This window comes from Pseudomonas sp. NPDC089996 (assembly GCF_044748405.1).
In the GTDB taxonomy this organism is placed as follows: Bacteria; Pseudomonadota; Gammaproteobacteria; order Pseudomonadales; family Pseudomonadaceae; genus Aquipseudomonas.
Window position 1 is genome coordinate 52,648 of record NZ_JBIVGA010000016.1, and the last position, 24,113, is coordinate 76,760.

19 protein-coding genes are annotated in these 24,113 nt (G+C 63.5%); 11 read left to right on the top strand and 8 right to left on the bottom strand.

Annotation, left to right across the window (positions count from 1 at the left end; translation table 11 throughout):
- Positions 1 to 21: 21 nt before the first annotated feature.
- The gene (locus tag ACIPW4_RS23290; protein ID WP_400661940.1) at positions 22 to 1,386 is read right to left on the bottom strand and encodes a glutamine synthetase family protein; all 1,365 of its coding nucleotides are present in this window, start codon (positions 1,384 to 1,386) and stop codon (positions 22 to 24) included.
- 572 nt (positions 1,387 to 1,958) lie between these two features.
- On the opposite strand from ACIPW4_RS23290, the gene hrpA reads away from it, so the two are divergent.
- Together hrpA and ACIPW4_RS23300 are read left to right on the top strand one after the other, a co-directional pair.
- Positions 1,959 to 5,864, top strand: coding sequence for an ATP-dependent RNA helicase HrpA (gene hrpA, locus ACIPW4_RS23295; RefSeq protein ID WP_400661942.1), 3,906 nt, complete (start codon positions 1,959 to 1,961; stop codon positions 5,862 to 5,864).
- A gap of 174 nt (positions 5,865 to 6,038) precedes the next feature.
- Positions 6,039 to 7,160, top strand: a complete 1,122-nt coding sequence (locus ACIPW4_RS23300; protein ID WP_400661945.1) for a beta-ketoacyl-ACP synthase III — start codon at positions 6,039 to 6,041, stop codon at positions 7,158 to 7,160.
- A gap of 203 nt (positions 7,161 to 7,363) precedes the next feature.
- Here ACIPW4_RS23300 and ACIPW4_RS23305 read toward each other — a convergent pair whose 3' ends face one another.
- The gene (locus tag ACIPW4_RS23305; RefSeq protein ID WP_400661947.1) at positions 7,364 to 8,608 is read right to left on the bottom strand and encodes a putative porin; all 1,245 of its coding nucleotides are present in this window, start codon (positions 8,606 to 8,608) and stop codon (positions 7,364 to 7,366) included.
- Positions 8,609 to 8,869: 261 nt separating this feature from the next.
- Here ACIPW4_RS23305 and ACIPW4_RS23310 point away from each other — a divergent pair, with 261 nt between their 5' ends.
- Positions 8,870 to 9,997 (top strand): GNAT family N-acetyltransferase, encoded by a 1,128-nt coding sequence (locus tag ACIPW4_RS23310; RefSeq protein WP_400661950.1) that lies wholly within the window; start codon positions 8,870 to 8,872, stop codon positions 9,995 to 9,997.
- Positions 9,998 to 10,150: 153 nt separating this feature from the next.
- Here ACIPW4_RS23310 and ACIPW4_RS23315 read toward each other — a convergent pair whose 3' ends face one another.
- From ACIPW4_RS23315 to ACIPW4_RS23330, 4 genes are all read right to left on the bottom strand, one after another.
- On the bottom strand, positions 10,151 to 11,983 hold the full coding sequence (locus ACIPW4_RS23315; protein ID WP_400661953.1) for an ABC transporter ATP-binding protein: 1,833 nt from the start codon (positions 11,981 to 11,983) through the stop codon (positions 10,151 to 10,153).
- 63 nt (positions 11,984 to 12,046) lie between these two features.
- Complete coding sequence (locus ACIPW4_RS23320; protein WP_400661956.1) at positions 12,047 to 12,604, bottom strand: peptidylprolyl isomerase; 558 nt, start codon at positions 12,602 to 12,604, stop codon at positions 12,047 to 12,049.
- Entirely contained in the window at positions 12,598 to 13,410 is an 813-nt protein-coding gene (locus ACIPW4_RS23325; RefSeq protein WP_400661958.1) for an alpha/beta fold hydrolase, read from the bottom strand. The genes ACIPW4_RS23320 and ACIPW4_RS23325 overlap by 7 nt, the downstream gene beginning before the upstream one ends.
- Positions 13,411 to 13,423: 13 nt before the next feature.
- Positions 13,424 to 14,347, bottom strand: a complete 924-nt coding sequence (locus tag ACIPW4_RS23330) for a LysR family transcriptional regulator (protein WP_400661961.1) — start codon at positions 14,345 to 14,347, stop codon at positions 13,424 to 13,426.
- Between the two features lie 48 nt (positions 14,348 to 14,395).
- On the opposite strand from ACIPW4_RS23330, the gene ACIPW4_RS23335 reads away from it, so the two are divergent.
- The 4 genes from ACIPW4_RS23335 (at position 14,396) to ACIPW4_RS23350 (ending at position 17,550) form a co-directional block, all read left to right on the top strand.
- Positions 14,396 to 14,710, top strand: coding sequence for a 3-phosphoglycerate kinase (locus ACIPW4_RS23335; RefSeq protein ID WP_400661962.1), 315 nt, complete (start codon positions 14,396 to 14,398; stop codon positions 14,708 to 14,710).
- A 109-nt stretch (positions 14,711 to 14,819) separates the two neighbouring features.
- Positions 14,820 to 15,419, top strand: a complete 600-nt coding sequence (locus ACIPW4_RS23340) for an FMN-dependent NADH-azoreductase (protein WP_400661965.1) — start codon at positions 14,820 to 14,822, stop codon at positions 15,417 to 15,419.
- Between the two features lie 318 nt (positions 15,420 to 15,737).
- The gene (locus tag ACIPW4_RS23345) at positions 15,738 to 16,613 is read left to right on the top strand and encodes a carboxylate/amino acid/amine transporter (RefSeq protein WP_400661968.1); all 876 of its coding nucleotides are present in this window, start codon (positions 15,738 to 15,740) and stop codon (positions 16,611 to 16,613) included.
- A gap of 1 nt (position 16,614) precedes the next feature.
- A complete protein-coding gene (locus ACIPW4_RS23350) occupies positions 16,615 to 17,550 on the top strand; it encodes an AEC family transporter (RefSeq protein WP_400661970.1) in 936 nt (311 codons plus the stop codon).
- A gap of 113 nt (positions 17,551 to 17,663) precedes the next feature.
- Here the strand turns inward: ACIPW4_RS23350 and ACIPW4_RS23355 are convergent, their stop codons facing one another.
- Positions 17,664 to 18,962: a mechanosensitive ion channel family protein gene (locus tag ACIPW4_RS23355; RefSeq protein ID WP_400661973.1), complete on the bottom strand. Its 1,299-nt coding sequence runs from the start codon at positions 18,960 to 18,962 to the stop codon at positions 17,664 to 17,666.
- A gap of 106 nt (positions 18,963 to 19,068) precedes the next feature.
- On the opposite strand from ACIPW4_RS23355, the gene ACIPW4_RS23360 reads away from it, so the two are divergent.
- Entirely contained in the window at positions 19,069 to 20,430 is a 1,362-nt protein-coding gene (locus ACIPW4_RS23360; RefSeq protein WP_400661975.1) for a DEAD/DEAH box helicase, read from the top strand.
- Between the two features lie 171 nt (positions 20,431 to 20,601).
- Here ACIPW4_RS23360 and ACIPW4_RS23365 read toward each other — a convergent pair whose 3' ends face one another.
- Positions 20,602 to 20,874 carry a hypothetical protein gene (locus ACIPW4_RS23365; protein WP_400661977.1) on the bottom strand — a complete coding sequence of 91 codons (273 nt, stop codon included), beginning with the start codon at positions 20,872 to 20,874 and terminating at the stop codon, positions 20,602 to 20,604.
- 156 nt (positions 20,875 to 21,030) lie between these two features.
- Here ACIPW4_RS23365 and ACIPW4_RS23370 point away from each other — a divergent pair, with 156 nt between their 5' ends.
- The 3 genes from ACIPW4_RS23370 (at position 21,031) to ACIPW4_RS23380 (ending at position 24,013) form a co-directional block, all read left to right on the top strand.
- Positions 21,031 to 21,795 (top strand): SDR family NAD(P)-dependent oxidoreductase, encoded by a 765-nt coding sequence (locus ACIPW4_RS23370; protein WP_400661979.1) that lies wholly within the window; start codon positions 21,031 to 21,033, stop codon positions 21,793 to 21,795.
- 98 nt (positions 21,796 to 21,893) lie between these two features.
- A complete protein-coding gene (gene eutH / locus ACIPW4_RS23375; protein WP_400661981.1) occupies positions 21,894 to 23,126 on the top strand; it encodes an ethanolamine utilization protein EutH in 1,233 nt (410 codons plus the stop codon).
- Between the two features lie 86 nt (positions 23,127 to 23,212).
- Entirely contained in the window at positions 23,213 to 24,013 is an 801-nt protein-coding gene (locus tag ACIPW4_RS23380) for a LuxR C-terminal-related transcriptional regulator (protein WP_400661984.1), read from the top strand.
- Positions 24,014 to 24,113: the final 100 nt, after the last annotated feature.

Genomic DNA, 24,113 nt, shown 5'->3' on the forward strand with positions numbered 1-24,113 from the left:
TTGTTCTGAATGGGGTGTGGCTCAGGCCTGGTGCAGGTACCAACGCCAGTCCTGTTCGCTGACTTCGGCCATGAACTGGCGGTACTCGGCACGCTTGACCTTCAGGTAGACGTTGAGGAACGCATCGCCCAATGCTTCGCGCGCCCAGTGCGAGCGCTCCAGCTCATCGAGTGCGGTCAGCCAGTCGGTGGGCAGGTGCTCGGTGGCCTGGGCATAGCCGTTGCCTTCGACCGGCGCACCCGGGTCCAGCTGCTCGCGGATGCCACGATGGCTGGCGGCCAGAATGGCGGCGGCAGCCAGGTACGGGTTGGCATCGGCGCCGCAGATGCGGTGCTCGACATGCCGGCTGTTGGCCGGGCCGCCGGGCACGCGCAGGCTGACGGTGCGGTTGTCGACACCCCAGGTCGGCGCCAGCGGGGCATAGCTGTTGGCCTGGAAGCGGCGGAACGAGTTGGCGTTGGGGCAGAACAGCAGCAGCGAGTCACGCAGGTGGCGGAGCATGCCGGCAACCGCCTGGCGCAGCAGCGGCGTGCCGGCTTTGTCTTCGCTGGCGAACAGGTTATTGCCGGCACTGTCGGCCAGGCTCAGGTGCATGTGCATGCCGGTGCCGGCCAGTTGCGCGAACGGCTTGGCCATGAAGCAGGCCTGCATGCCATGGGCATGGGCCACGCCCTTGACCAGGCGTTTGTAGCGCACGGCCTGGTCCATTGCCTCCAGCGCATCACCATGTTCCAGGGTGATTTCCACCTGACCGGGGGCATATTCGGAGATCGCGGTGCGCGCGGGGATGCCCTGGGCCTTGCAGGCGGCGTAGAGGTCGGCGAGGAACGGCTCGATCTGCTCCAGCTCGCGCAGGCCATAGACCTGGGTGCTGCGTGGGCGCCCACCATCGTTGTCCAGCGCCGGCTGCGGGCGGCCCTGGGCGTCGCGTTTCTGGTCGAGCAGGTAGAACTCCAGCTCGCAGGCCATCACCGGGTGGTAACCGTCAGCCTTGAGCGCTTCGATGGTGCGCAGCAGTACATGGCGGGGGTCGGCGACGCTGGCCGGCAGGCCTTCGCTGGGGTGCATGCTGACCTGTACCGCCGCAGTCGGCACCCGGCGCCAGGGCAGGCGCACCAGGCTACCTTCCAGTGGGTAGGCGCGGCAGTCGATGTCACCGACATCCCAGACCAGGCCGGAGTTTTCCACGTCGTCGCCATTGAGAGTCAGGCCGAGGATGGTGCTCGGTAGCGGGCGACCGCTCTGGAAAACCGCCAGCAGCTCATCGCGGTGCAACAGCTTGCCGCGGGGGACACCGTTGGCGTCGAGGATGAACAGTTCGAACAATTCGATATCGGGGTTTTCTGCCAGAAAACGGCTGGCGTGCTCTACAGGTGCAAAGTGCATGATGGATTCGCTCACGGGCGCACGGGACCGGCGCGCAGGCACGGTCCACTTGAGTCAGACGGCCGGGCCGCGGCCGAGTGGGGTCACAAAGGCGTGAGCGAGGAATCCGGTGGGCGTGCGTGGCGGCAGTGCCACAGGGCCCAGAAGGCGAGGATGACATGGACCAGCGGATTTTCACCGGCGCGGGACCGGGCCTTCGGTAGCGAAGGGCGGGACGACGGCGGGGCGATGGTCTGGACGGGAGTCATGCCTTTGATACTCACATGCGGCGTAATGTTGATTAAAGCAGTGAATGGCAACGTTCACTTTGCCTGCCACTAAACATTCCGCTGTTGCGCGATCACCTGTAGGAGCGGCCTTGTGTCGCGAAAGGGTCGCAAAGCGACCCCTAGGTATCAAAGGCACAGCAGACATTGCCGGGGCTGCTTCGCAGCCCTTTCGCGACACAAGGCCGCTCCTACAAAGCCTGCGCCAGCCTGGACAGCAAAGAAGGACCAAATCTGCGACAATCCCCCAACTTTCCGAATGCCGATCATGAAAAAGCAGGCCCACCTGCATCACTAAAAAGCCCCATGACTGACCAAGCCATCGACAAATTGCTGCACAACCTCGACCACGCCATGATCGCCGAGCGCCACCGCCTGCGTCGGCAACTGCATGAGCTGCGCAAGCGCCCAGACGAGGCGAAGCTTTCGCAGTGGGTGGAAAAGGTCCAGGCATCCTGCGCCCAGGTCACCGCACGCCAGAACAGCGTGCCACAGATCCGCTACGACGACAGCTTGCCGATCGCCGCCAAGCGCGACGAGATCAAGAAAGCCCTGGCCGAGAACCAGGTGCTGGTGATCGCCGGCGAAACCGGTTCGGGCAAGACCACCCAGCTGCCGAAGATCTGCCTGGAGCTGGGCCGCGGCAGCCATGGGCTGATCGCCCATACCCAGCCACGGCGGATCGCCGCGCGCAGTGTCGCCGCCCGGGTTGCCGAAGAGCTGGGCACGCCGCTGGGCGGCCTGGTCGGCTACCAGGTACGTTTCGAAGACCAGAGCGATGCCAACACCCTGGTCAAGCTGATGACCGACGGCATCCTGCTGGCCGAAACCCAGCACGACCGTTTTCTCGAACGCTACGACACGATCATCGTCGACGAAGCCCACGAGCGCAGCCTCAACATCGACTTCCTGCTCGGCTACCTCAAGACCCTGCTGCACCGCCGCCCGGATCTGAAGCTGATCATCACCTCGGCGACCATCGACCTGGAGCGCTTCTCGAAACACTTCGACGATGCGCCGATTATCGAGGTGTCCGGCCGTACCTTCCCGGTGGACACCTGGTACCGACCACTGACCAGCGAACAGGACGAGGAGGGTAACCAGGTCGAGGACGACCTCACCGTCGACCAGGCGATACTGGCCACCCTCGACGAGATCGCCCAGCATGAGCGCAGCGTGGGCAAAGGCCCCGGCGATGTGCTGGTGTTTCTCCCCGGTGAACGGGAGATCCGCGATGCCGCAGAAATCCTGCGCAAGGCGCAGTTGCGCCATACCGAGATCCTGCCGCTCTATGCGCGCCTGTCGCCGGCCGAGCAGCAGCGCATTTTCCAGTCGCACACCGGGCGCCGCGTGGTGCTGGCCACCAACGTTGCGGAAACCTCGCTGACCGTGCCTGGCATTCGTTATGTGATCGACACCGGCACCGCACGCATCAGCCGCTACAGCTACCGCGCCAAGGTCCAGCGCCTGCCGATCGAAGCCGTTTCACAGGCCAGTGCCAACCAGCGCAAGGGCCGTTGCGGCCGGGTCGAGCCGGGTATCTGCATTCGGCTGTACAGCGAAGAAGACTTCAACGCCCGCCCGGCCTTCACCGACCCCGAGATCCTGCGCACCAACCTGGCGGCGGTGATCCTGCAGATGCTGCACCTGCGCCTGGGTGCGATCGACGCCTTCCCGTTCATCGAACCGCCGGATGGCAAGGCCATCAGTGATGGCTTCAACTTGCTGCAGGAGCTGTCGGCGGTCAACCGCGAGAACCAGCTGACGCCGATCGGCCGCCAGCTGGCTCGCCTGCCGATCGACCCGCGGCTGGGCCGCATGCTGCTTGAAGGTGCCCGCCAGGGCAGCCTGCAGGAAGTGCTGATCGTCACCAGTGCGCTGTCGGTTCAAGACCCGCGCGAGCGCCCACCGGAGCGCCAGCAGGCCGCCGATCAGGCCCATGCGCAGTGGAAGGACGCCGATACCGACTTCGCCGCGCTGGTCAACCTGTGGCGAGGTTTCGAAGAGCAGCGCCAGGCGCTGACCGCCAACCCGCTGCGCAACTGGTGCCGCAAGAACTTCCTGAACTACCTTCGCCTGCGCGAGTGGCGTGATGCCCATCGCCAGTTGTCGCTGATCTGCCGTGAGCTGCAGTTGGCAGTCAACAAGGAGCCGTCCGACTACCAGAAGGTGCACAAGGCGATCCTCAGCGGCCTGCTCAGCCAGATCGGCCAAAAGACCGAAGAAGGCGATTACCAGGGGGCCCGCCAGCGGCGATTCTGGGTGCATCCGTCTTCGGGCATCGGCCGCAAGCGCCCGCAGTGGGTGATGGCCGCGGAGCTGGTGGAAACCACCAAGCTGTATGCGCGCATGGTCGCCAAGATCGAGCCTGACTGGATCGAACCGCTGGCGACCCACCTGATCAAGAAAAATCATTTCGAACCGCATTGGGAGAAGAAGCGCGGTCAGGTGGTGGCCTACGAGCAGATCACCCTGTACGGCCTGATCCTGGTGGGCCGCCGGCCGGTGCACTTTGGCCCGATCGATCCGGTCACCTCGCGTGAACTCTTCATTCGTGAGGGCCTGGTCGGCGGAGAAATCCAGTCGCGAGCCAAGTGCCTGGCGGCGAACAAGCGCCTGCTCGAAGAACTCGACGAGCTGGAGGCCAAGGCCCGTCGGCGCGACATTCTTGCCGACGAAGAAACCTTGTACGCCTTTTACGAAGCACGCTTGCCGGCGGAAATCCATCAGACCGCGACCTTCGATGCCTGGTACCGCATGACCAGCCAGAAGGACCCGAACCTGCTGATCATGCGCGAAGAAGACGTGCTGGCCCGTGAGGCCAGCGAAGTCACTGCAGCGCAGTACCCGGACAGCCTGCAAGTCGGTGAACTGCGCCTGCCGCTGACCTACCACTTCGAGCCCGGCCACCCGCGTGACGGCGTGACCGTGCGGGTGCCGGCGCCGCTGTTGCCGAGCCTACCCGGCGAGCGCCTGGAATGGCTGGTGCCGGGCCTGCTGGAGGCCAAGTGCATAGCGCTGGTGCGCAACCTGCCCAAGGCGCTGCGCAAGAATTTCGTGCCGGTGCCGGACTTCGTCAAGGCCTCGCTGGCGCGCATGACCTTCGGCCAGGGTGCGCTGCCCCAGGCGCTGGGCCAGGAGTTGTTGCGCATGACTGGCGCACGGGTCTCCGACGATGCGTGGGCCGAATCGGTCAACCTGGTCGAAGGCCACCTGCGCATGAACATCGAAGTGGTCGATGGCCAAGGCAAGTTCCTTGGCGAAGGCCGCGACCTGGCTGAGCTGACCGCCCGTTTTGCTGCCGCCAGCCAGGCTGCGCTGGCCGTGCCACGCACCGAGAAGAGCGAGCAGCCGGTGCAGGCCAAGGCTTTCAGCGAGGTCAAGCAGACTGCCCAACAGAAGATCGCCGGCCTGTCGATGACCGTTTACCCGGCACTGGTGGAAGAAAACGGCACCGTGCGCGAGGGCCGCTTCTCGACCCATGCCGAAGCCGAGTTCCAGCACCGTCGCGCCCTGCAACGCTTGTTGCTGCAGCAATTGGCGGAGCCTGCCAAGTTTTTGCGCGGCAAGCTGCCGGGGCTGACCGAGCTGGGTTTGCTGTACCGCGAACTGGGCCGTGTCGAGGCGTTGGTCGAGGACATTCTGCTGGCAAGCCTGGACAGCTGCATTCTGGAGGGTGAAGCGACGTTGCCACGTGACGGAGCGGCCCTGGCCGGGCTGGCCGAGCGCAAGCGCGGCAGCTGGGCCGAGCATGCCGAACGCCTGGCCCGCCAGACGCTGGAGGTGCTGAAGCTGTGGCACGGCCTGCAGAAGCGCTTCAAGGGCAAGATCGACCTGAGCCAGGCGGTGGCGCTGAACGATATCAAGCAGCAACTGGCCAACCTGGTTTATCCGGGCTTTGTGCGCGAGACTCCAGCGGTTTGGTTCAAGGAATTGCCGCGCTACCTCAAGGGTGTGGAGCTGCGCCTGGAGAAGCTGGGCTCGCAGGTGCAGAAGGACCGGGTCTGGAGTGGTGAACTGGGCAACCTGTGGGCGCAGTACAAGGCCCGGGCCGACAAGCATGCCCAGGAAGGCAAGCGCGATGAGCAGCTGACCTTGTACCGCTGGTTGCTGGAAGAGTATCGGGTGTCGCTGTTTGCCCAGCAGCTGGGTACAAAAGTGCCGATTTCAGACAAGCGATTGAGCAAGCAGTGGAGCCAGGTGGAAGGCTAACTGCGTTGATTTGTGGCACACTTCGGGGAATCTGGGGCCGCCTTGCGGCCCTTCGCGGGCACGCCCGCTCCCACAGTTTCAGCGTACGCCTTTTAATTGGTACCAAGGTGCCATTAAGTTGCCATATTTCTAGCCAGCGCCCCGTGGCGATGGCCTTTGAGCAGAGGATCGATCGTGCATAACGTCGTGATCAGCGGCACCGGCCTGTATACCCCGGCCCAGAGCATTTCCAACGAAGAACTGGTGGCCTCCTTCAATGCCTGGTCACAGCAGTTCAACCAGGACAACGCCGCCGCCATCGAGCGGGGTGAAATCGAAGCAGCCCCTATGTCCGACGCCGCCTTCATCGAAAAGGCCTCGGGTATCAAGAGCCGTTTCGTCATGGACAAGGCCGGCATTCTTGACCCGCAGCGCATGAAGCCGCGCCTGCCGGAGCGTTCCAACGACGAGCAGTCGATCCTCTGCGAAATGGGCGTGGCCGCTGCGCGCCAGGCGCTGGAACGCGCAGGCCGTACCCCGGCGGATGTCGACGGGGTGATCGTCGCCTGCTCCAACCTGCAGCGCCCTTACCCGGCCATCGCCATCGAAGTGCAACAGGCACTGGGCATCGACGGCTTCGCCTTCGACATGAACGTGGCCTGCTCGTCGGCCACCTTCGGCATCCAGACCGCAGCCAACAGCGTGCAGCTGGGCCAGGCCCGGGCCGTGCTGGTGGTCAGCCCGGAGATCTGTACCGGGCACCTGAACTTCCGTGATCGCGACAGCCACTTCATCTTCGGCGACGCGGCCACTGCAGTGCTGGTCGAGCGGGCCGATCTGGCCACCTCGGCACACCAGTTCGACATCCTGGGCACCAAGCTGAAGACTGCGTTCTCCAACAACATCCGCAACAACTTCGGCTTCCTCAACCGCGCGGCGGAAGAGGGCATCGACGCCCGCGACAAACTGTTCGTTCAGGAAGGGCGCAAGGTGTTCAAGGAAGTTTGCCCGATGGTCGCCGAGCTGATCGGTGAGCACCTGGGCGAGATCGACCTGAATCGTTCGGACGTCAAGCGCTTCTGGCTGCACCAGGCCAACCTGAGCATGAACCACCTGATCGTCAAGAAGCTGATGGGGCGTGAGGTGAGCGAGGATGAGGCACCGGTGATTCTTGACCGTTATGCCAACACCAGTTCGGCGGGGTCGGTGATTGCCTTCCACCTGTATCAGGATGATCTGGCGAAAGGCTCGCTGGGGGTGCTGAGCTCGTTTGGTGCAGGCTATTCGATTGGCAGTGTGATTCTGCGCAAGCGCTGATCTCTGGATTGTCGGGGCCGCTTTGCGGCCCTTTCGCGACACAAGGCCGCTCCTACAAGAGATCGCGGTCTCTTGTAGGAGCGGCCTTGTGTCGCGAAAGGGCTGCAAAGCAGCCCCAGCTTTCTAGCAGGCAAAAAAAAGGCGGGAAATGCCGGATGGGGTCGGCATTTCCCGCCTCAGCGTGAAGCAGAGGAGTGTGCAGTTTAGAACTTGGCTTCCAGGTCCACTTGCAGGGTGTCCACGTCAGCATTGCTGTTCGGCAGCTGGGACAAGTCGGTCTTGGCCATCAGGTAGGCAGCACCCAGCGAGAAGTTCTTGTCGATTTCGTAACCCACCTTGAACTTGTGGCCGCGGGAACCGGTGAACCCGTTGCCGAAGTCAGAGTCGGTGAACAGGCTGACCACGGCATTACGCTGAACATCGCGGTAGTTGTAGTCCAGGCTCCAGGCGCCGACCTTGGTCTTCAGACCCGCCAGCCAGGCCTGGTCTTCGCCATCGGTGCTTTCGGTGTTCTTCACGTACTGGCCGTAGGCGGACAGCGGGATCGCGAAGCCGGTGAAGTCCAGTTGGCCAAAGCCTTCCACCAGGTTGAATTCGTTGGTGGTGTTGCCGAACGACTGCAGAATGGCGGCTTCCTTGTCGTTGTCGTAGCCGTAGATGCTGGCACCCACGGTGAGCTTCAGCACGTCAGCCGGGGCGAACTTGGCGCCCAACTGGCCGTGGTAGACCTGGGCGTCGTGCTTGTATTGCACGCCGTCGCCGTCGACGTTGTCCTTGAGGGTGTACTGACCGGCGCTGGCGAACACCTCGGCGCCGCCCAGGTCGGCCTTGTAGGTGGCGGCCACGCCTTCCGGGTTGATGTCGCTGTCCCAGATAATGTCACCCATGCTCACCCACGGCTGCGGCATCTTGCCACCGATCAGGTGCAGGTTCGGGACTGCGGTCGGGTGCCAGTCGAGGTAGGCCAGGTCGACCCACAGCGATTTCTTGTCGAAGTAGTTGTCGAAGCTCTGGTTGGTGGAGCGGCGGTCGGCGCTGCTGCCGGTGGCAATACGCACACCTGCGTCGACTTGCGGGTTGATCTCGCTGTAGAAGCCGACGCGGGCACGCACACGCTGACGGTCCTGGTTGCCACTGCTGCTGTTCGGGTCGTCAACGTTGACGTCTTCGTAACGCAGGCGCACATCACCCTTGATCTGGGTCTTGGCGGCCCATGCCACTTTTTGTTCGAAGGAGCTCATCCGGTCGGATTGAGCTTTCTGAGCGGCCTTTTCCTTGGTTTCCTGAGCCAGGTCGCCCTGCAGTTCGTTGTACTGCGCCTGGTTGATCGAGCCATTGGCGCGGAGCATCTCGAGCAGCTTGGCGTCGACGGCAGCACTGGCCGGAGTACTCAGAGCCAGCATCATGCCGGTGAGGCTCACTCCGGTAAGTGTAGAAACAAGACGCATAAGGTTCTCCCTACTAAAAAGATTTGGGGAGGCTCAGCGCCCACCCCCATGTTGGCATGTCTTCGGAAAGGGCCTGAATAGACAGGTTCTGGGGTTCCGGAAAACAGGCGCAAGTATTGCGGGGGCGAATTACAGAATAATGTCTAATTAGTGGCACTGCTGTTAAGTAATTGAGAATGAACGGCTATCTGCGCCGATCGTCATTTGAGTGCCGGGCCTGTGTTCGCCGATACTGTCGGCCTTGATCAGCGAGTCGAAAACGTGACCAGTCTCTACAGCCTTGCCCATCTGCGTGACCTGCCAGCGGCGACCTGGGATGCCTTGGTTCCCCCTGGCCAACCGTTCCTGCGCCACGCTTTTCTCAGTGCCATGGAAGACAGCGGCAGCGTCGCGCCCAACACGGGCTGGGCCGCCGAGCACCTGGTGCTGGAGCGCGACGGGCAGGTGCGTGCGCTGCTACCGGCGTATCGCAAATGGCATTCGTATGGCGAGTACGTGTTCGACCACGGCTGGGCCGACGCCTGCGAACGCGCCGGCATCGCCTATTACCCCAAGCTGCTGGGGGCGGTGCCGTTCAGCCCGGTCAGCGGGCCGCGCCTGCTGGCGGCCGACCCGGCCGATGCATTGCTGGTGCTGCAGGCATTGCCGGAATACTTGGGCAAGGGCGGGTTGTCCGGGGCGCACATCAATTTCACCGACCCTCAGCTGGATGCGCAAATGGCCGGCCTGCCGGGCTGGATGGAGCGCCTGGGCTGCCAGTTCCATTGGCGCAATCACGGCTACCGCGACTTCCAGGATTTCCTCGACAGCCTCAGCTCACGCAAACGCAAACAGATGCGCAAGGAACGTGAGCAGGTGGCGGGGCAGGGCATCGAGTTTCGCTGGTATCGCGGGGATGAGCTGGATGAGGCTCAATGGGATTTCGTCTTTATCTGTTATGCCAACACCTATGCGGTGCGCAGACGTTCGCCGTATCTGACCCGGGAGTTTTTCAGCCTGCTGGCCGAGCGCATGCCTGAAGCGGTGCGGGTGGTGATGGCGCGTCAGGGCGGGCGTGATGTAGCCATGGCCTTGAGCCTGGTCGGGGGCGACAGTCTGTTTGGTCGTTACTGGGGCTGCCTGGACGAATTCGACCGGCTGCATTTCGAGACCTGCTTCTACCAGGGCATGGACTTTGCGATTGCCGAAGGGCTGCAGCGCTTCGATGCCGGAGCGCAGGGCGAGCACAAGCTGATTCGCGGGTTCGAGCCGGTGCTGACGCGCTCGTGGCATTACCTGATGCATCCGGGGTTGCGGCGGGCGGTGGAGGATTTTCTGGTTCAGGAGCGCGAAGGCGTGAGGGGCTATGCCGAGGAGGCCAAGGGGATGCTGCCCTACCGCAGGGATTGAAGCCCTGCGCATTCCTTGTAGGAGCGGCCTTGTGTCGCGAAAGGGCCGCAACGCGGCCCCGGCATTTTCAGCGACGAAGCTGAAAACTGGGGCTGCTTCACAGCCCTTTCGCGACACAAGGCCGCTCCTACAGGGATTGCGCGGCCGCGAGGTTCAGTCGACCCCGACAAACCCCCCGGTCTGGTGATGCCACAAGCGGGCATACAGCCCCCGCTGCTCGAGCAGTTCACTGTGGCTGCCACACTCGACAATCCGCCCTTTGTCCAGCACCACCAGGCGGTCCATGCGGGCGATGGTGGACAGGCGGTGGGCGATGGCGATCACCGTCTTGCCCTGCATCAGCGTCTCCAGGCTTTCCTGAATGGCCGCCTCCACTTCCGAGTCCAGCGCCGATGTCGCTTCGTCCATGATCAGGATCGGCGCATTCTTCAGCAGCACCCGGGCAATGGCGATGCGCTGGCGCTGGCCACCCGACAGTTTCACACCCCGCTCGCCGACATGGGCATCGAAACCGGTGCGGCCCTGGGCGTCCGACAACTGCGCGATGAACTCGTCGGCCCGCGCCCGGCGCACCGCCTCGTGCAGCGCCGTTTCACTGGCGCCCGGGCGGCCATACAGCAGGTTGTCGCGGATCGAGCGGTGCAGCAGCGAGGTGTCCTGGGTAATCATGCCGATCTGTGCGCGCAGGCTGGCCTGGCTGACTTCGGCGATGTCCTGGCCGTCGATCAGGATGCGCCCGCCCTGCACGTCGTACAGGCGCAGCAGCAGGTTGACCAGGGTGGACTTGCCGGCGCCGGATGGGCCGATCAGGCCGATCTTCTCGCCCGGGCGGATGTCCAGGTTGAGCCCTTCGATGACGTTGGCGGCCTTGCCGTAGTGGAAGTCCACATCAATGAAACGCACCGCGCCGCGGCTGACCTTCAATGGCGGCGCACCGGGCTGGTCGGTGACGGTGACCGGCTGGGCGATGGTCTGCAGGCCATCCTGGACCATGCCGATGTTCTCGAAGATGCCGTTGACCACCCACATGATCCAGCCCGACATGTTGACGATGCGGATCACCAGGCCGGTGGCCAGGGCAATGGCGCCGACAGTGATCAGCGACTGACTCCACAGCCACAGTGCAAGGCCGGTGGTGGTGACCACCAACAGGCCGTTGAGGGTGGTGATGACCACGTCCATGCTGGTGACCACGCGCGACGCCAGCTGGGTTTTCTCGGTTTGCTCACGGATCGCTTCGCGGGCGTACTGCTGTTCGTAGTCGGTGTGGGCGAACAGCTTGAGGGTGGCGATGTTGGTGTAGCCATCGACGATCCGCCCCATCAGCTTGGAGCGGGCGTCGGAGGACACCACCGAACGCTCCTTCACCCGCGGCACAAAGTAGTACAGCGCGGCGATGTAACCGACGATCCACACCAGCAGCGGCAGCATCAGGCGCCAGTCGGCCTCGGCGAACAGCACCAGGGAGGTGATGGCGTAGATGAGCACATGCCACAGTGCGTCCACCGCCTGCACGGCGGAATCGCGCAGCGAGTTGCCGGTCTGCATGATGCGCTGGGCGATGCGCCCGGCAAAGTCGCTCTGGAAGAAATTCAGGCTCTGCTTGAGCACATAGGTGTGGTTCTGCCAGCGGATCAGGCTGGTCATGCCGGGGTTGATGGTCTGGTGCACCAGCAGGTCGTGCAGGGCGAAGAACACCGGCCGCAGCAGCAGGATCACCACCAGCATCCAGATGAGTTCGCCGCTGTGTTCGCTGAAGAAGTTGGCGTTGGGCGTGCCCTGAGCCAGGTCGATGATGCGGCTGAGGTAGCTGAACATCGCCACCTCGATCAGCGAGGCGAACAGGCCCACTATCAGCAGGGCGAGAAAGCTCGGCCAGACCTGGCGCAGGTAGTACAGGTAGAACGGCCAGACCTGGCCGGGCGGCGACTCGCTGGGCGCGTCGCGGAAGATATCGATCAGTTGCTCGAAACGGCGATACAGCATGGGTGACAACACTCCTGTTCAACCCGACCCTCAGGCGGTTTCACGTCCTTGTGAAGCCTGCGGTCAGTCGATGCGTTTGGCGGACTTGATGTACACCGGATCGGCCGGCACATCGCGCATGCCCTTCTTCATGGTGGTGGGCGAGTTGACGATCTGGTCGACCACTTCCATGCCCTTGGTGACCTTGCCGAATACCGCGTAGCCACGGTCGCGGCCCGGGTTGAGGAAATCGTTGTCGGCGACGTTGATGAAGAACTGGCTGGTGGCCGAGTTCGGGTCGGAGGTGCGTGCCATCGACAGGGTGCCGCGGGTGTTCTGCAAGCCGTTGCCGGCTTCGTTCTTGATCGGATCCTTGGTTGTCTTTTGCACCATCTGGTCGGTGAAACCACCGCCCTGGACCATGAAGCCCGGGATCACGCGGTGGAAGATGGTGTTGTTGTAGAAGCCGCTGTCGACGTACTGCAGGAAGTTCTTGGTGCTGACCGGCGCTTTCTCGGCGTTGAGCTCGATTTCGACCTGGCCGAAGCTGGTGTCCAGCAGAACGTGCGGGGTCTTGTCGGAAGCCATGACGCTGGTGGCGAAGGCGACCGAGCAGGCGGTGAGCAGGAGTTTTTTCAGCATGGGCTCAATGATCCTTGAGAGGTGGAAGCGGCTGCGAGGAACTGCAGCAGGGTCTGGTTGAAGACCTCGGGTTGATCGAGGGGCGTAGCGTGCCGGGAATCCTCGATGACCACCAGCCTGGCGTGGGGCATCAGGGCGACGTAGCGCTCCTTCAGTTGTATCGGGGTGTAATCGTGGTCAGCGGCAATCACCAGCGTGGGACAGCGGATCTGGCCGATGCGTTCCTGCACGCCCCAGTCGACGATGGCGTCGAAACTCTTGAGGTAGGCGCGTTTGTCGTTGCGTGCCCAGCGTTCAGCCATTTTCTTGCGCAAATCGGCTTGTCCGAGCTTGGGGAACAGCCTGGCGGCCAGGCCCTGGCCGACCGTCTCGACGCTGAGGATGCGCGCCAGGCCCCAGCGCTTGAGCCACCACAGCCAGTCGCTGCGGGTGCGGCGCTTGACCTCGGGGGCGCTGTTGACGATGCACAGGCTGCGCAGCCATTGCGGGTGATCGACGGCGAACTGGAAGCCCACCATGCCGCCCATGGACAGGCCGACGAAGTGCACCGGGCCGGTCTGCAGGTGCTCGAGCAGGGAGAGCAGGTCTTCACTGAAGGTGGCGATCTGGTAACCGTCGCGTGGCTTGTCGGAACGGCCGTGGCCACGGATGTCCATCAGGATCACCCGGTAATGGCGGCTCAGTTCGGGTATCTGCAGCTCCCAGTCCTGGCTGCTGGAGCCCAGCCCATGCAGCAGCACCAGGGGTTCGCCCTGGCCATATTCCTGATAATGCAACGAGCATCCTTCATGTTCGAAATAGGCCATGGGCGCGGTCCTCTCAGGCTTGTGGGGGGGCTGCGAAGGGCACGTCCAATGGCGCGGTGTCGAAATTGCGCAGCAGGTCGATGAGAATCTGCGTGGCCGGGCCCAGGGTCTTCTCTTTGCTCGAATAAAGGTAGAACAGTGGGTGGCGACTGCCACCCTGATCGAGCGGCAGCGGCTTGAGCACACCGTCGTGCAACTCGCGCTCGATCATGTGCCGGGGCAGCCAGGCAAAGCCCAGGCCGCTGCCGACGAAGGTGGTGGCGGTGCCCAGGCTGCCGACCGTCCAGCGCTGCTCGGCGCCGAGCCAGCCGACATCGCGTGGCTGGGCGCGGCCGGAGTCGCGGATCACCACCTGCAACTGGCTCTCCAGGTCCTGGAAGGTGAGCGTTCGGCCCAGGCGGTGCAGGCTGTGCTCGGGGTGGGCGACGGCGACGAACTCCACCGAGCTCAGTTCGGTGCCCAGGTAACCGCCAATGCTGTAGCTGCTGATGGCAAGGTCGGCGATGCCTTCGTGCATCACTTCCTCGACGCCGGACAGCACCTCTTCACGCAGGCGCACTCGGCAACCGCGGCTCTGCGGCATGAACGCGGCCAAAGCACGGACCAGGCGGGCGCTGGGGTAGGCCGCATCGACCACCAGGCGGACCTCGGCTTCCCAGCCTTGCTCCATGTGGTGCGCCAAGTCTTCCAGCTGGCTGGCCTGCTTGACCAGGTGCCGCGAGCGGCGCAGCAGGACATTGCCGGCCTCGGTCAGCACGGCCTTGCGGCCATCGATGCGCAGCAGCGGCACACCCAGCTGCTCTTGCATGCGCGCCACCGTGTAGCTGACCGAAGACTGCGAACGGTGCAGGGCTTCGGCTGCCTGGGCAAACCCGCCATGGTCGACCACTGCCTGCAGGGTCCGCCATTGATCCAGGGTCACGCGCGGCGCTTTCATGTTTGGCTCCTGTTGTCCTAAGCTGCGCTCTTTCAAGGAGAGCGCCCCATGAAGAAATGTTGTGCGGCAATACTGATGTGCCTGCCCCTTGGGGCCATGGCTTACCCCATCGATGTGGAGAAGGACCTGACGGGGGTGAAGCTGGACTACACGACCTATGACACTGCCTACGACATCGGCTCCATGACCCTGAACAACTATGGGCAAGTGCCGGCGGCCTGCAAGGTGACCTTCCGCAACGGGCCCGAGGCGCCACGGGTGCGGCGGGTCAATGTGCCGGCCGGCAAGAGCGTCGATGTGACGGCCAAATTCAATCGGCAGATCATCAAGCTGCGCATCGCGCTGGACTGCAAAGCGCAATAAAACGGATAAATCGATAGATTGAACCCACTTTTTACGCTTTTTTATCGATAGGTCAAGCCTTAATCTCACCTCCATCGAATCGCAACCCTTTTTGCCGATGGAGGCACCCATGTCCCGCGTACTGATCATCGAAAGCAGCGCCCGCCAGCAGGATTCCGTTTCCCGTCAACTGACCCGTGATTTCATTCAGCAGTGGCAGGCAGCGCACCCGGCCGACGCGATCACCGTACGTGACCTGGCCGTGAACCCGGTGCCACACCTGGATGGCAACCTGCTCGGTGGCTGGATGAAGCCAGAAGAACAGCGCAGCGCCGCCGAACTGGAAGCACTGGCCCGTTCCAACGCGCTGACCGATGAAGTGCTGGCTGCCGACGTGCTGGTGATGGCTGCGCCGATGTACAACTTCACCATCCCCAGCACCCTCAAGGCCTGGCTGGACCACGTGCTGCGCGCCGGCATCACCTTCAAGTACACCCCGACCGGGCCGCAAGGCCTGCTCACCGGAAAGCGCGCCATCGTCCTGACCGCCCGCGGCGGCATCCATGCCGGCGCCACCAGTGACCACCAGGAACCGTACCTGCGCCAGGTGATGGCCTTCATCGGTATCCACGATGTCGACTTCATCCATGCCGAAGGCCTGAACATGAGCGGCGAGTTCCACGAGAAGGGCCTGAACCAGGCCAAGGCCAAGCTGGCTGCGGTGGCCTGAGGATCAAGAATTCCCATCCCTGACACCTGTGTGTTGCTCCTTTGGGTGTACCTGCCCGGCCTGATGACCGGGCTTTTTTATGCCTGCACTACGTGCGGTCTGCACTGTGTAGGAGCGGCCTTGTGTCGCGAAAGGGCCGCAAAGCGGCCCCGGCAATATGTGCGGCGAAGCTGAAATCCCGGGGGCGCTTCGCACCCCTTTCGCGACACAAGGCCGCTCCTACAAAGACCGAATATCCAGCCACCCCCACATTCCTCATGGTTGAACACAACGGCCGCAACCCGCTAAGGTCGCGCCCTTGATTCACGAGAGGCAACCATGGGCTACCTGATAATCGTCGCGCTGATCCAGGCGTTTTCCTTCAGCCTGATCGGCGAGTACCTGGCCGGGCACGTCGACAGCTATTTCGCCGTGCTCGCGCGCGTGCTGCTGGCGGGCCTTGTGTTCCTGCCGCTGACCCGTTGGCGCCAGGTCGAGCCGCGCTTCCTGCGCTCGATGCTGCTGATCGGCGCGCTGCAATACGGCATCACCTACGTCTGCCTGTATTTGAGCTTCCGCGTGCTGACCGTGCCGGAAGTGCTGCTGTTCACCATCCTCACGCCATTGCACGTCACCTTGATCGAAGACGCCCTGAACCGGCGCTTCAACCCCTGGGCGCTGCTCGCGGCCCTGGTGGCTGTGGCCGGGGCGGGGGTGATCCGCTTCGACAGCATCAGCGGCGACTTCTTCATCGGCTTCCTGCTGCTGCAGCTGGCCAACTTCACTTACGCCGCCGGCCAGGTGCTGTACCGCCACCTGGTCGCCCGCAACCCCAGCGACCTGCCGCACTACAAGCGGTTCGGCTACTTCTACCTGGGCGCGCTGATCGTGGTGCTGCCGGCCTTCCTGCTGTTCGGCAATGCCCAGCACCTGCCGAGCACCGACGTGCAGTGGCTGGTGTTGCTGTTCCTCGGCCTGTGCCCGACGGCCCTGGGCCTTTACTGGTGGAACAAGGGCGCCTGCCTGGTCTCGGGCGCGACGCTGGCGGTGATGAACAACTTGCACGTGCCGGTGGGGCTGCTGCTGAACCTGCTGATCTGGAACCGTGACGAGCCGCTTGGCCGGTTGTTGCTCGGCGGCGCGATCATTCTCGCCTCGGTGTGGCTGAGTCGGTTGGGCAATCGCGCCCAGGCGCCCATGACCGGCAAGGCCTGACATGCATACGATCTTCGTCATCGTTGCGCCGATCTTCGCCTTGATACTGGTCGGCTTCCTATGCCGCAAGACCAACAAGCTGGGCGACAAGGCGGCCGCCGAGATCAACAAGATGGTGGTCTGGCTGTGCCTGCCGGCGCTGTTGTTCAAGGTCACCGCCACGGCGACCTGGAGCGAGATCTGGCACCCAGGGTTCATCGTCGCTTTTGGTGCCGGAGCGCTGGCGATGTTCGTCGTGACCCTGGCCTGGCGCCTGTTCAGCGGCCATGGCCTGGTGGCGGCGAGTATCGACGGGCTCAGCGCCGGTTATGCCAATACCGGCTACATCGGCATCCCGCTGTGTCTGTTGCTATTTGGCCAGCCGGGCCTGCAGCCAGCGTTGATTTCGTCGTTGATCGTGGTCTGCCTGGTGTTCGCGATCTCCCTGACGCTGATCGAGATCGGCCTGCAGGAGGAGCGGCAGATCGGCCGCGCGATCCTGCAGGTGAGCAAGGCGCTGGCGAAGAACCCGTTGGTGATTTCGCCGCTGGCAGGCGCCGCCTGGGCAGTGAGTGGCTTGGGGCTGGCGGAGCCGGTGATGCATTTTCTCGACATGCTGGCGCTGGCGACCACGCCGTGTGCGTTGATCTCGCTGGGGGCGTTCCTGGCCGAGAAACGCACCGGTTCGCAGGCCAGCCCGTGGCCGCTGGTGGGCCTGAAGCTGGTAGGTCAGCCGGCGCTGACCTGGGTGCTGGCGTTCAAGGTGTTCAGCCTGCCGAGCATGTGGGCGGCTTCGGCAGTGTTGCTGGCGGCGCTGCCGACCGGCACCGGGCCGTTCATGCTGGCGGAGTACTACAACCGCGAGGCGGGGCTGATTTCGCGGACGATCCTGTTGTCGACCGTGGCCTCATTGGTGACCCTGACCGGATTGTTGTACCTCCTGGGTTATGCGGGGTGATCTGGGGCCGCTTTGCGGCCCTTCGCGACACAAGGCCGCCCCTACAGAAGATTGCGGTCTCTTGTAGGAGCGGCCTTGTGTCGCGAAAGGGTTGCCAAGCAGCCCCGGCAATCTCAAGCCTCACTCACCTCTTCCAACCGTCGCGGCAACGGCTCCACAGCCCGCCCAGCCAACCCCACCCGCATGTCATTACCACTGGGCTGCTGATACAAACTCAACCCAAACTCCGGCAACACAGCCAGCAGATAGTCGAAGATATCCCCCTGAATCCGCTCGTACTCCGCCCACACCGTGGTGGTGGTAAAGCAGTAGATCTCCAGCGGCACACCCTCGGCCGTGGTCTGCATCTGCCGCACCATGCAGGTCATGTTCGGGTGCACGTTCGGGTGGTTGCGCAGGTAAGCCAGGGCAAACGCGCGGAATGTCCCGATATTGGTCAGCTTGCGGCGGTTGGCCGACAGTTCGGGCACCGGCCCCAGTGCCTCGTTCCAGGCCATCAGTTCCTGGCGCTTGCCGGCCAGGTAGTCGCCCAGCAGGCTTACCTGGCTCAGGCGCTGTTCTTCGTCAGAGGTCAGAAAGCGCACACCGGCGGCGTCGATGAACAGGCTGCGCTTGATCCGTCGCCCGCCCGACTGCTGCATGCCGCGGTAGTTGCGGAACGACTCGCTCATCAGGCGCCATGTGGGGATCGAGACGATAGTCTTGTCGAAGTTCTGCACCTTAACGGTGTGCAGGGTGATATCCACCACATCACCATCGGCACCGACCTGCGGCATTTCGATCCAGTCGCCCACATGCAGCATGTCGTTGCTGGTCAGCTGCACGCTGGCGACGAACGACAGCAGGGTGTCCTTGTACACCAACAGCAGCACCGCCGACATCGCACCCAGGCCCGACAGCAGCAACAGCGGCGAGCGGTCGATCAGGGTGGCGACGATGACGATCGAGGCGAAGATCCACAGCATCATCTTGGCCAACTGCACGTAGCCCTTGATCGAGCGGGTGCGGGCGTGCTCGGTACGGGCGTAGATGTCCAGCAGGGCATCGAGCAGGCACGACAGGGCCATGGTCATGAACAGCAGGGTGAAGGCCAGGGCCACGTTGCCGAGGAAATGCTGGGCGGTGTCGGACAGCTCCGGCACCAGTTTCAGGCCGAACTGGATCACCAGCGACGGAATGGTCTGGGCCAGGCGGTGGAAGACCTTGTTGTGGCGCAGGTCGTCGAGCCAGGTCAGTGCCGACTGCCGGGCCAGCAGGCGGGCGCCGTGCAGCACCAGAAAGCGCGCTACACGGCCGAGTACCAGAGAAATGATCAGCAGCACGGCCAGGCCGATAGCGGCGTGCAGCACTGGATGTTGGTCGAGGGTGCCCCACAGGTCGAGGCTGTCACGCCAGATGCGTTGAATGTCCATAAGCTTGTAAACCGGTCTATTGCAGCGAAACGAAGCGCCATTAGAGCGCGGAAGCCGACAAAGTTGCCAAAAGAAATTCGGCTACGGCGGCAGAAAACGTTACCCTATGCAACTGAATTTCCCGCACTTGCCTGAGGTTACCTCCGTGTTCTCCCAATTCGCCCTGCACGAACGCCTGCTTAAAGCCGTGGCCGAGCTTAAATTTGTCGAGCCAACCCCGGTGCAGGCCGCGGCCATCCCCTTGGCCCTGCAAGGGCGCGACCTGCGTGTGACAGCGCAGACCGGCAGCGGCAAGACCGCGGCTTTCGTCCTGCCGCTGCTCAACCGCCTGGTTGATCTGAAAGGCGGACGGGTAGAGATCCGCTCGCTGATCCTGCTGCCGACGCGCGAGCTGGCCCAGCAGACCCTCAAGCAAGTGCAGCTGTTCTCGCAGTTCACCTACATCAAGGCCGGCTTGGTCACCGGCGGTGAAGACTTCAAGGAACAGGCCGCCATGTTGCGCAAGGTGCCGGACGTGCTGATCGGCACCCCGGGCCGCCTGCTCGAGCAGCTCAATGCCGGCAACCTCGACCTGTCCCACGTGCAGGTGCTGATCCTCGACGAAGCCGACCGCATGCTCGACATGGGCTTCGCCGAAGACATGGAGCGCCTGTGCAAGGAGTGCGAAAACCGCGAGCAGACCCTGCTGTTCTCCGCCACCACCGGCGGTGCGGCCCTGCGCGACATCATCGGCAAGGTGCTGAAAGACCCTGAGCATCTGATGCTCAACAGCGTCTCGCAGCTGGCCGAAGGTACCCGCCAGCAGATCATCACCGCCGACCACGACCAGCACAAAGAGGCGATCGTGCAGTGGCTGCTGGCCAACGAGACCTTCGACAAGGCGATCATCTTCACCAACACCCGCGCCTTGGCCGACCGCATCTACGGCCACCTGGTGGCCAAGGACGTGAAAGCCTTCGTACTGCACGGCGAGAAGGACCAGAAGGACCGCAAGCTGGCCATCGAACGCTTCAAGCAGGGCAGCTCCAAGGTGCTGGTGGCCACCGACGTGGCGGCCCGCGGCCTGGACATCGACGGCCTGGACCTGGTGATCAACTTCGACATGCCACGCAGCGGTGACGAGTATGTGCACCGTGTGGGCCGTACCGGCCGTGCCGGCGGCGAAGGGCTGGCGATCTCGCTGATTACTCACAATGACTGGAACCTGATGTCCAGCATCGAACGCTACCTCAAGCAGCAGTTCGAGCGCCGGGTAATCAAGGAAGTCAAAGGTACCTACAGCGGGCCGAAGAAGGTCAAGGCCTCGGGCAAGGCGGTGGGTGCCAAGAAGAAGAAGGTCGACAAGAAGACGGGTGAGAAGAAGGCCGCTGCCAAGCGCAAGCCGACCGCCAAGCCACGGCCGAATGCGCCACTGGCCAGCTCTGATGGCCTGGCGCCGCTGAAGAAGCGCAAGCCTGCTGCTGAGTAAGGCACTCCTCCTCAGGCCCACGCGCTCTGTGTGGGAGCGGCCTTGCGTCGCGAAAGGGCCGCAGAGCGGCCCCAGAGTTGTTGATTTTTCGCATCCACCGGGGGGCTGCCCTGCAGCCCTTTCGCGACGCAAGGCCGCTCCCACAATGACCGCGTGTGAAGGTAGAGCGATTTAATCAGCCTTTTTCTCCGCCTCCTTCAGCTCCTTGATCCGCTTGTCGATCAGCTGACACTTGTCGGGCAAATCCTTGCTCGCCGTCCCCAGCTCCATCCCCTGGAGCTCGTCATTGATCTCCTTGGCCTTCTGCGGGTTCTGCTCGGTCAGCTGGGTGACCAGCCCGGCCAGCTCCTCACGTTTCTGTGTCGCTTCTTCTGGTGTGCAGGCCCAGGCGGGCAGGGCAAAGCACAGGGCGGTGGCACAGGCGATGCGCAGCAGCGGTTTCATCCTTTCTACCTCCGGCGGTGATGATGCCCGGTGGAGGCCCGCGCCCGGCAGTTGGTTCAGCGGCTGCGACCGGCGGCTATACCCCTGGGTATATTTACCGCGCACCCCCTCGGCTCTAGTTTGAACCCACAAACACAACAACCGAGGTACACACCCATGGATCGATTGAAAGGCAAGGTGGCACTGATTACCGGCGGCGCAGGCGGTTGTGGCCTGGCCGCATCGGAGCTGTTCGCCGCCGAGGGTGCCAAGGTGGTGATCCTCGACTTGCCGAGCAGCCAGGGCGAAGCAGTGGCGGCGCGCATCAATGCAGAAGGCGGGCAGGCACTGTTCGTTGCCGCCGATGTGTCGCAGGCCGATCAAGTGCACCGCGCCGTGGCCCAGGGCCAGGCGCATTTCGGCCCGATCACCGTGCTGATGAACCACGCCGGGATCATCGCCGCCGGAGCGTTCCTGGAAACCAGCGAAGCCGACTGGGACCGGCTGATGAGTGTCAACGTCAAGAGCATGTTCCTGGTCACCAAAGCCGTGTTGCCGGGCATGCTCGACGCCGGTGGCGGCAGCGTGATCTGCACCTCTTCGATTTCCGCCGTGGTCGGCACGCCGATGGAGGTGCTGTATTGCACCACCAAGGGTGCCTGCCACATGTTCGCCCGCGCCCTGGCCGTGGAATACCGAGACCAGAACATCCGCAGCAACGCCATATGCCCGGGCTTCATCGGCACCGCCCATGGTCGGCGCGAGCTCGACCTGCTGCGCGGTTATGGGGTGGATGCGTCCGACGAGGCGATCAAGACCATGCAGGGGCGCCTGTGCGACCCGAGCGAGGTGGCCAACGCCGCGCTGTTCCTGGCCAGTGACGAGTCGAGCTTCGTCAGCGGCTCGCACCTGTTCGTCGACAACGCCTACACCGCGATGTGATGCCTGGCCGGCAGCTCCCTGCCGGCCTTGAACAACAACGATATGCAGCACCCTTCAATTCTGCCCCCAAGCCAATTCCAACAAGACAGAGGCAGCAGATGGAAAACATAGGCACTTACGTCATCTACGTGATCATGGTGTGCGCCGTGATCGGCGCGATCGCATCGATCGTCAACGCGGAATCCGAGCTGGCCAAGGAGTTCACCGCCGGCCTGCACAGCATCGGCCCGATCTTCATCCCGGTGGCCGGGATCATGGCCGCCATCCCGTTCATCTCCAGCTTCATCAGCCAGGTCATCGGCCCGCTGTTCCTGGCCATGGGCGCTGATGCCGGTATCGCCGGGCCGATCTTCATCGCCTCGGACCTGGGCGGTTACCAGCTGGCCCAGGCGCTGTCGCAAAGCCCTGAGGGCTGGATCCTTGGCCTGATCACCGGCTTCCAGTGCGGTTCGACGGTGATCTTCGTCATCCCGGTGGGCCTGGCCATGCTCAACAAGGCCGACCACAAGTACATGGCCCTGGGCATCATGGCCGGCCTATTGAGCATCCCGATCAGCATCGTGTTCATCGCCATGGGCATGCAGGCCATGGGCCTGGGTGTGCGCCCGGACATTGCCACGGCAGGCGCCGCGACCCAGGCGCTGCACTTCACCTTGCCGACCCTGCTGCGCAACCTGTCGCCACTGATCCTGTTCTGCGTGGCGCTGGCGGCGGCCCTGCGCTACTTCCCCAACCTGATGGTCAGCCTGTTCCTCAAGCTGGGGCAGCTGATGTATGCGGCAGTGACCCTGGTGCTGGTGGCCTCGATCGTCGAGTACTTCACCGGAGCGTTCACCTCGCTGTTCGGTGGCTGGGGCTTTGCGCCGATCATCGCCGACAAGGCCGACCAGTTCCGGGCGTTGGAGATCGCCGGCTACGTGGGCATCATGCTCTGCGGTGCGTTCCCGATGGTCTATCTGATCAAGCGCTTCCTGTCGCGGCCTATCGAGAAGGTGGCCTCGAAACTGGGCCTGTCGCCCGTGGGCGCCGCCGGCATCCTCGCTGCCTCGGCCAATATCCTGGCGATGTTCCGCCTGGTGGCCGACATGCCGCCCAAGGACAAGGTGCTGGTGATCGCCTTCGCCGTGTGCGCGGCCTTTACCTTCGGTGACCACCTGGCCTACTCGGCCAACTTCCAGCCGACGCTGATCGGGCCGCTGATCATCGGCAAGCTCGCCGGTGGCCTGTTAGGCATGGGTCTGGCCTACTGGCTGGCGGTGCCAAAGGCGCTGGAACTGGGCCGTCAGGAAGAAGAGAACGAACTGCTGCCTGCCAGTCCAGCGTTGCACTGACAGGGCTTGCCATCGTTCAATGCCGCTCGGGCTTTTACAGCCGGGCGGCATTCGCGTTTTCTTTCCACACCGCACAGGCCACCGCCATGAACAGCGACAACGCCGACCGCCTGGGCGCGGTCATCCGCAGCATCGGCAGCGACACCCTGGGCCCGGCACTCGACGCCGCGCTCAAGGGCGTGGTCGATTTCGACATGAGCTGCGCCTACCTGTTCCGCTTCAACCAGCCGGCGCTGCTGATCCATGATGGTTACAACCAGCGCGTGGCCGAACGCACGCTCAAGGCCTACTTGCGCGGCGGCTACCTGCTCGACCCGTTCTATGTCGCCTGCACCAACAACCACCCGTCGGGCTTGTGGCGCATGAGCGAACTGGCCCCGGACAGCTTCTTCGCCTCGGGCTTTTCCATCTCCCACGACATCCACCCCTGTGTCTCGTCGCACCACGGCAGCCTGATCGAGGAAATCGGCTTCATCGTCCCGGTGCGGCCACGCACCGCGCTGGTGTATTCGTTGATGCGTGGCCTGGACAAGGGCGCGTTCGAGGCGGAGGAAGCGCAGCGGCTGGCGGCACTGACGCCAGTGATCGACGCCATTTACAGCCAGCATCTGCGCCTGGCCCACGCCGATGACCTGGCCGACCCCCAGGAGTCGGACAGCCAGCTGGAGGATGCCTTCGTCGATATCCTCCAAGGCCAACTGACCGAAACCCAGCGGTATGTGGCCAAGCTGATTTTGCAGGGGCACAGCAGTCAGTCGATTTCCCGCGAGCTGGGGATCTCCGAGGGGACGGTGAAGGTGCACCGGCACAACATCTGGCAGCGGCTGGGGATTGCCGGGAATGCGGAGCTGTTTCGGTTGTTTATCAATTATCTGGTCAAGCAGTAGCTGAGCCCGAATGGTTGGCTAGGTAGGCTGCTTCCGCAGGATGCTGTAGTCCTTTTCCCAAAGTCTCCTGGCGCTATTGAAGGGGTATACGGAGCGACAG

What these genes read in the sequence shown, in the direction of transcription:
- ACIPW4_RS23335 (WP_400661962.1), top strand. Translation starts at nt 14,396, where the DNA reads ATGAAGAAATGTTGTGCGGCAATACTGATGTGCCTGCCCCTTGGGGCC.
- ACIPW4_RS23380 (WP_400661984.1), top strand. Translation starts at nt 23,213, where the DNA reads ATGAACAGCGACAACGCCGACCGCCTGGGCGCGGTCATCCGCAGCATC.
- ACIPW4_RS23370 (WP_400661979.1), top strand. Translation starts at nt 21,031, where the DNA reads ATGGATCGATTGAAAGGCAAGGTGGCACTGATTACCGGCGGCGCAGGC.
- ACIPW4_RS23305 (WP_400661947.1), bottom strand. Translation starts at nt 8,608, where the DNA reads ATGCGTCTTGTTTCTACACTTACCGGAGTGAGCCTCACCGGCATGATG.
- eutH (WP_400661981.1), top strand. Translation starts at nt 21,894, where the DNA reads ATGGAAAACATAGGCACTTACGTCATCTACGTGATCATGGTGTGCGCC.
- ACIPW4_RS23330 (WP_400661961.1), bottom strand. Translation starts at nt 14,347, where the DNA reads ATGAAAGCGCCGCGCGTGACCCTGGATCAATGGCGGACCCTGCAGGCA.
- ACIPW4_RS23325 (WP_400661958.1), bottom strand. Translation starts at nt 13,410, where the DNA reads ATGGCCTATTTCGAACATGAAGGATGCTCGTTGCATTATCAGGAATAT.
- ACIPW4_RS23320 (WP_400661956.1), bottom strand. Translation starts at nt 12,604, where the DNA reads ATGCTGAAAAAACTCCTGCTCACCGCCTGCTCGGTCGCCTTCGCCACC.
- ACIPW4_RS23290 (WP_400661940.1), bottom strand. Translation starts at nt 1,386, where the DNA reads ATGCACTTTGCACCTGTAGAGCACGCCAGCCGTTTTCTGGCAGAAAAC.
- ACIPW4_RS23365 (WP_400661977.1), bottom strand. Translation starts at nt 20,874, where the DNA reads ATGAAACCGCTGCTGCGCATCGCCTGTGCCACCGCCCTGTGCTTTGCC.
- ACIPW4_RS23345 (WP_400661968.1), top strand. Translation starts at nt 15,738, where the DNA reads ATGGGCTACCTGATAATCGTCGCGCTGATCCAGGCGTTTTCCTTCAGC.
- ACIPW4_RS23360 (WP_400661975.1), top strand. Translation starts at nt 19,069, where the DNA reads ATGCAACTGAATTTCCCGCACTTGCCTGAGGTTACCTCCGTGTTCTCC.
- ACIPW4_RS23350 (WP_400661970.1), top strand. Translation starts at nt 16,615, where the DNA reads ATGCATACGATCTTCGTCATCGTTGCGCCGATCTTCGCCTTGATACTG.
- ACIPW4_RS23315 (WP_400661953.1), bottom strand. Translation starts at nt 11,983, where the DNA reads ATGCTGTATCGCCGTTTCGAGCAACTGATCGATATCTTCCGCGACGCG.
- ACIPW4_RS23340 (WP_400661965.1), top strand. Translation starts at nt 14,820, where the DNA reads ATGTCCCGCGTACTGATCATCGAAAGCAGCGCCCGCCAGCAGGATTCC.
- ACIPW4_RS23355 (WP_400661973.1), bottom strand. Translation starts at nt 18,962, where the DNA reads ATGGACATTCAACGCATCTGGCGTGACAGCCTCGACCTGTGGGGCACC.
- hrpA (WP_400661942.1), top strand. Translation starts at nt 1,959, where the DNA reads ATGACTGACCAAGCCATCGACAAATTGCTGCACAACCTCGACCACGCC.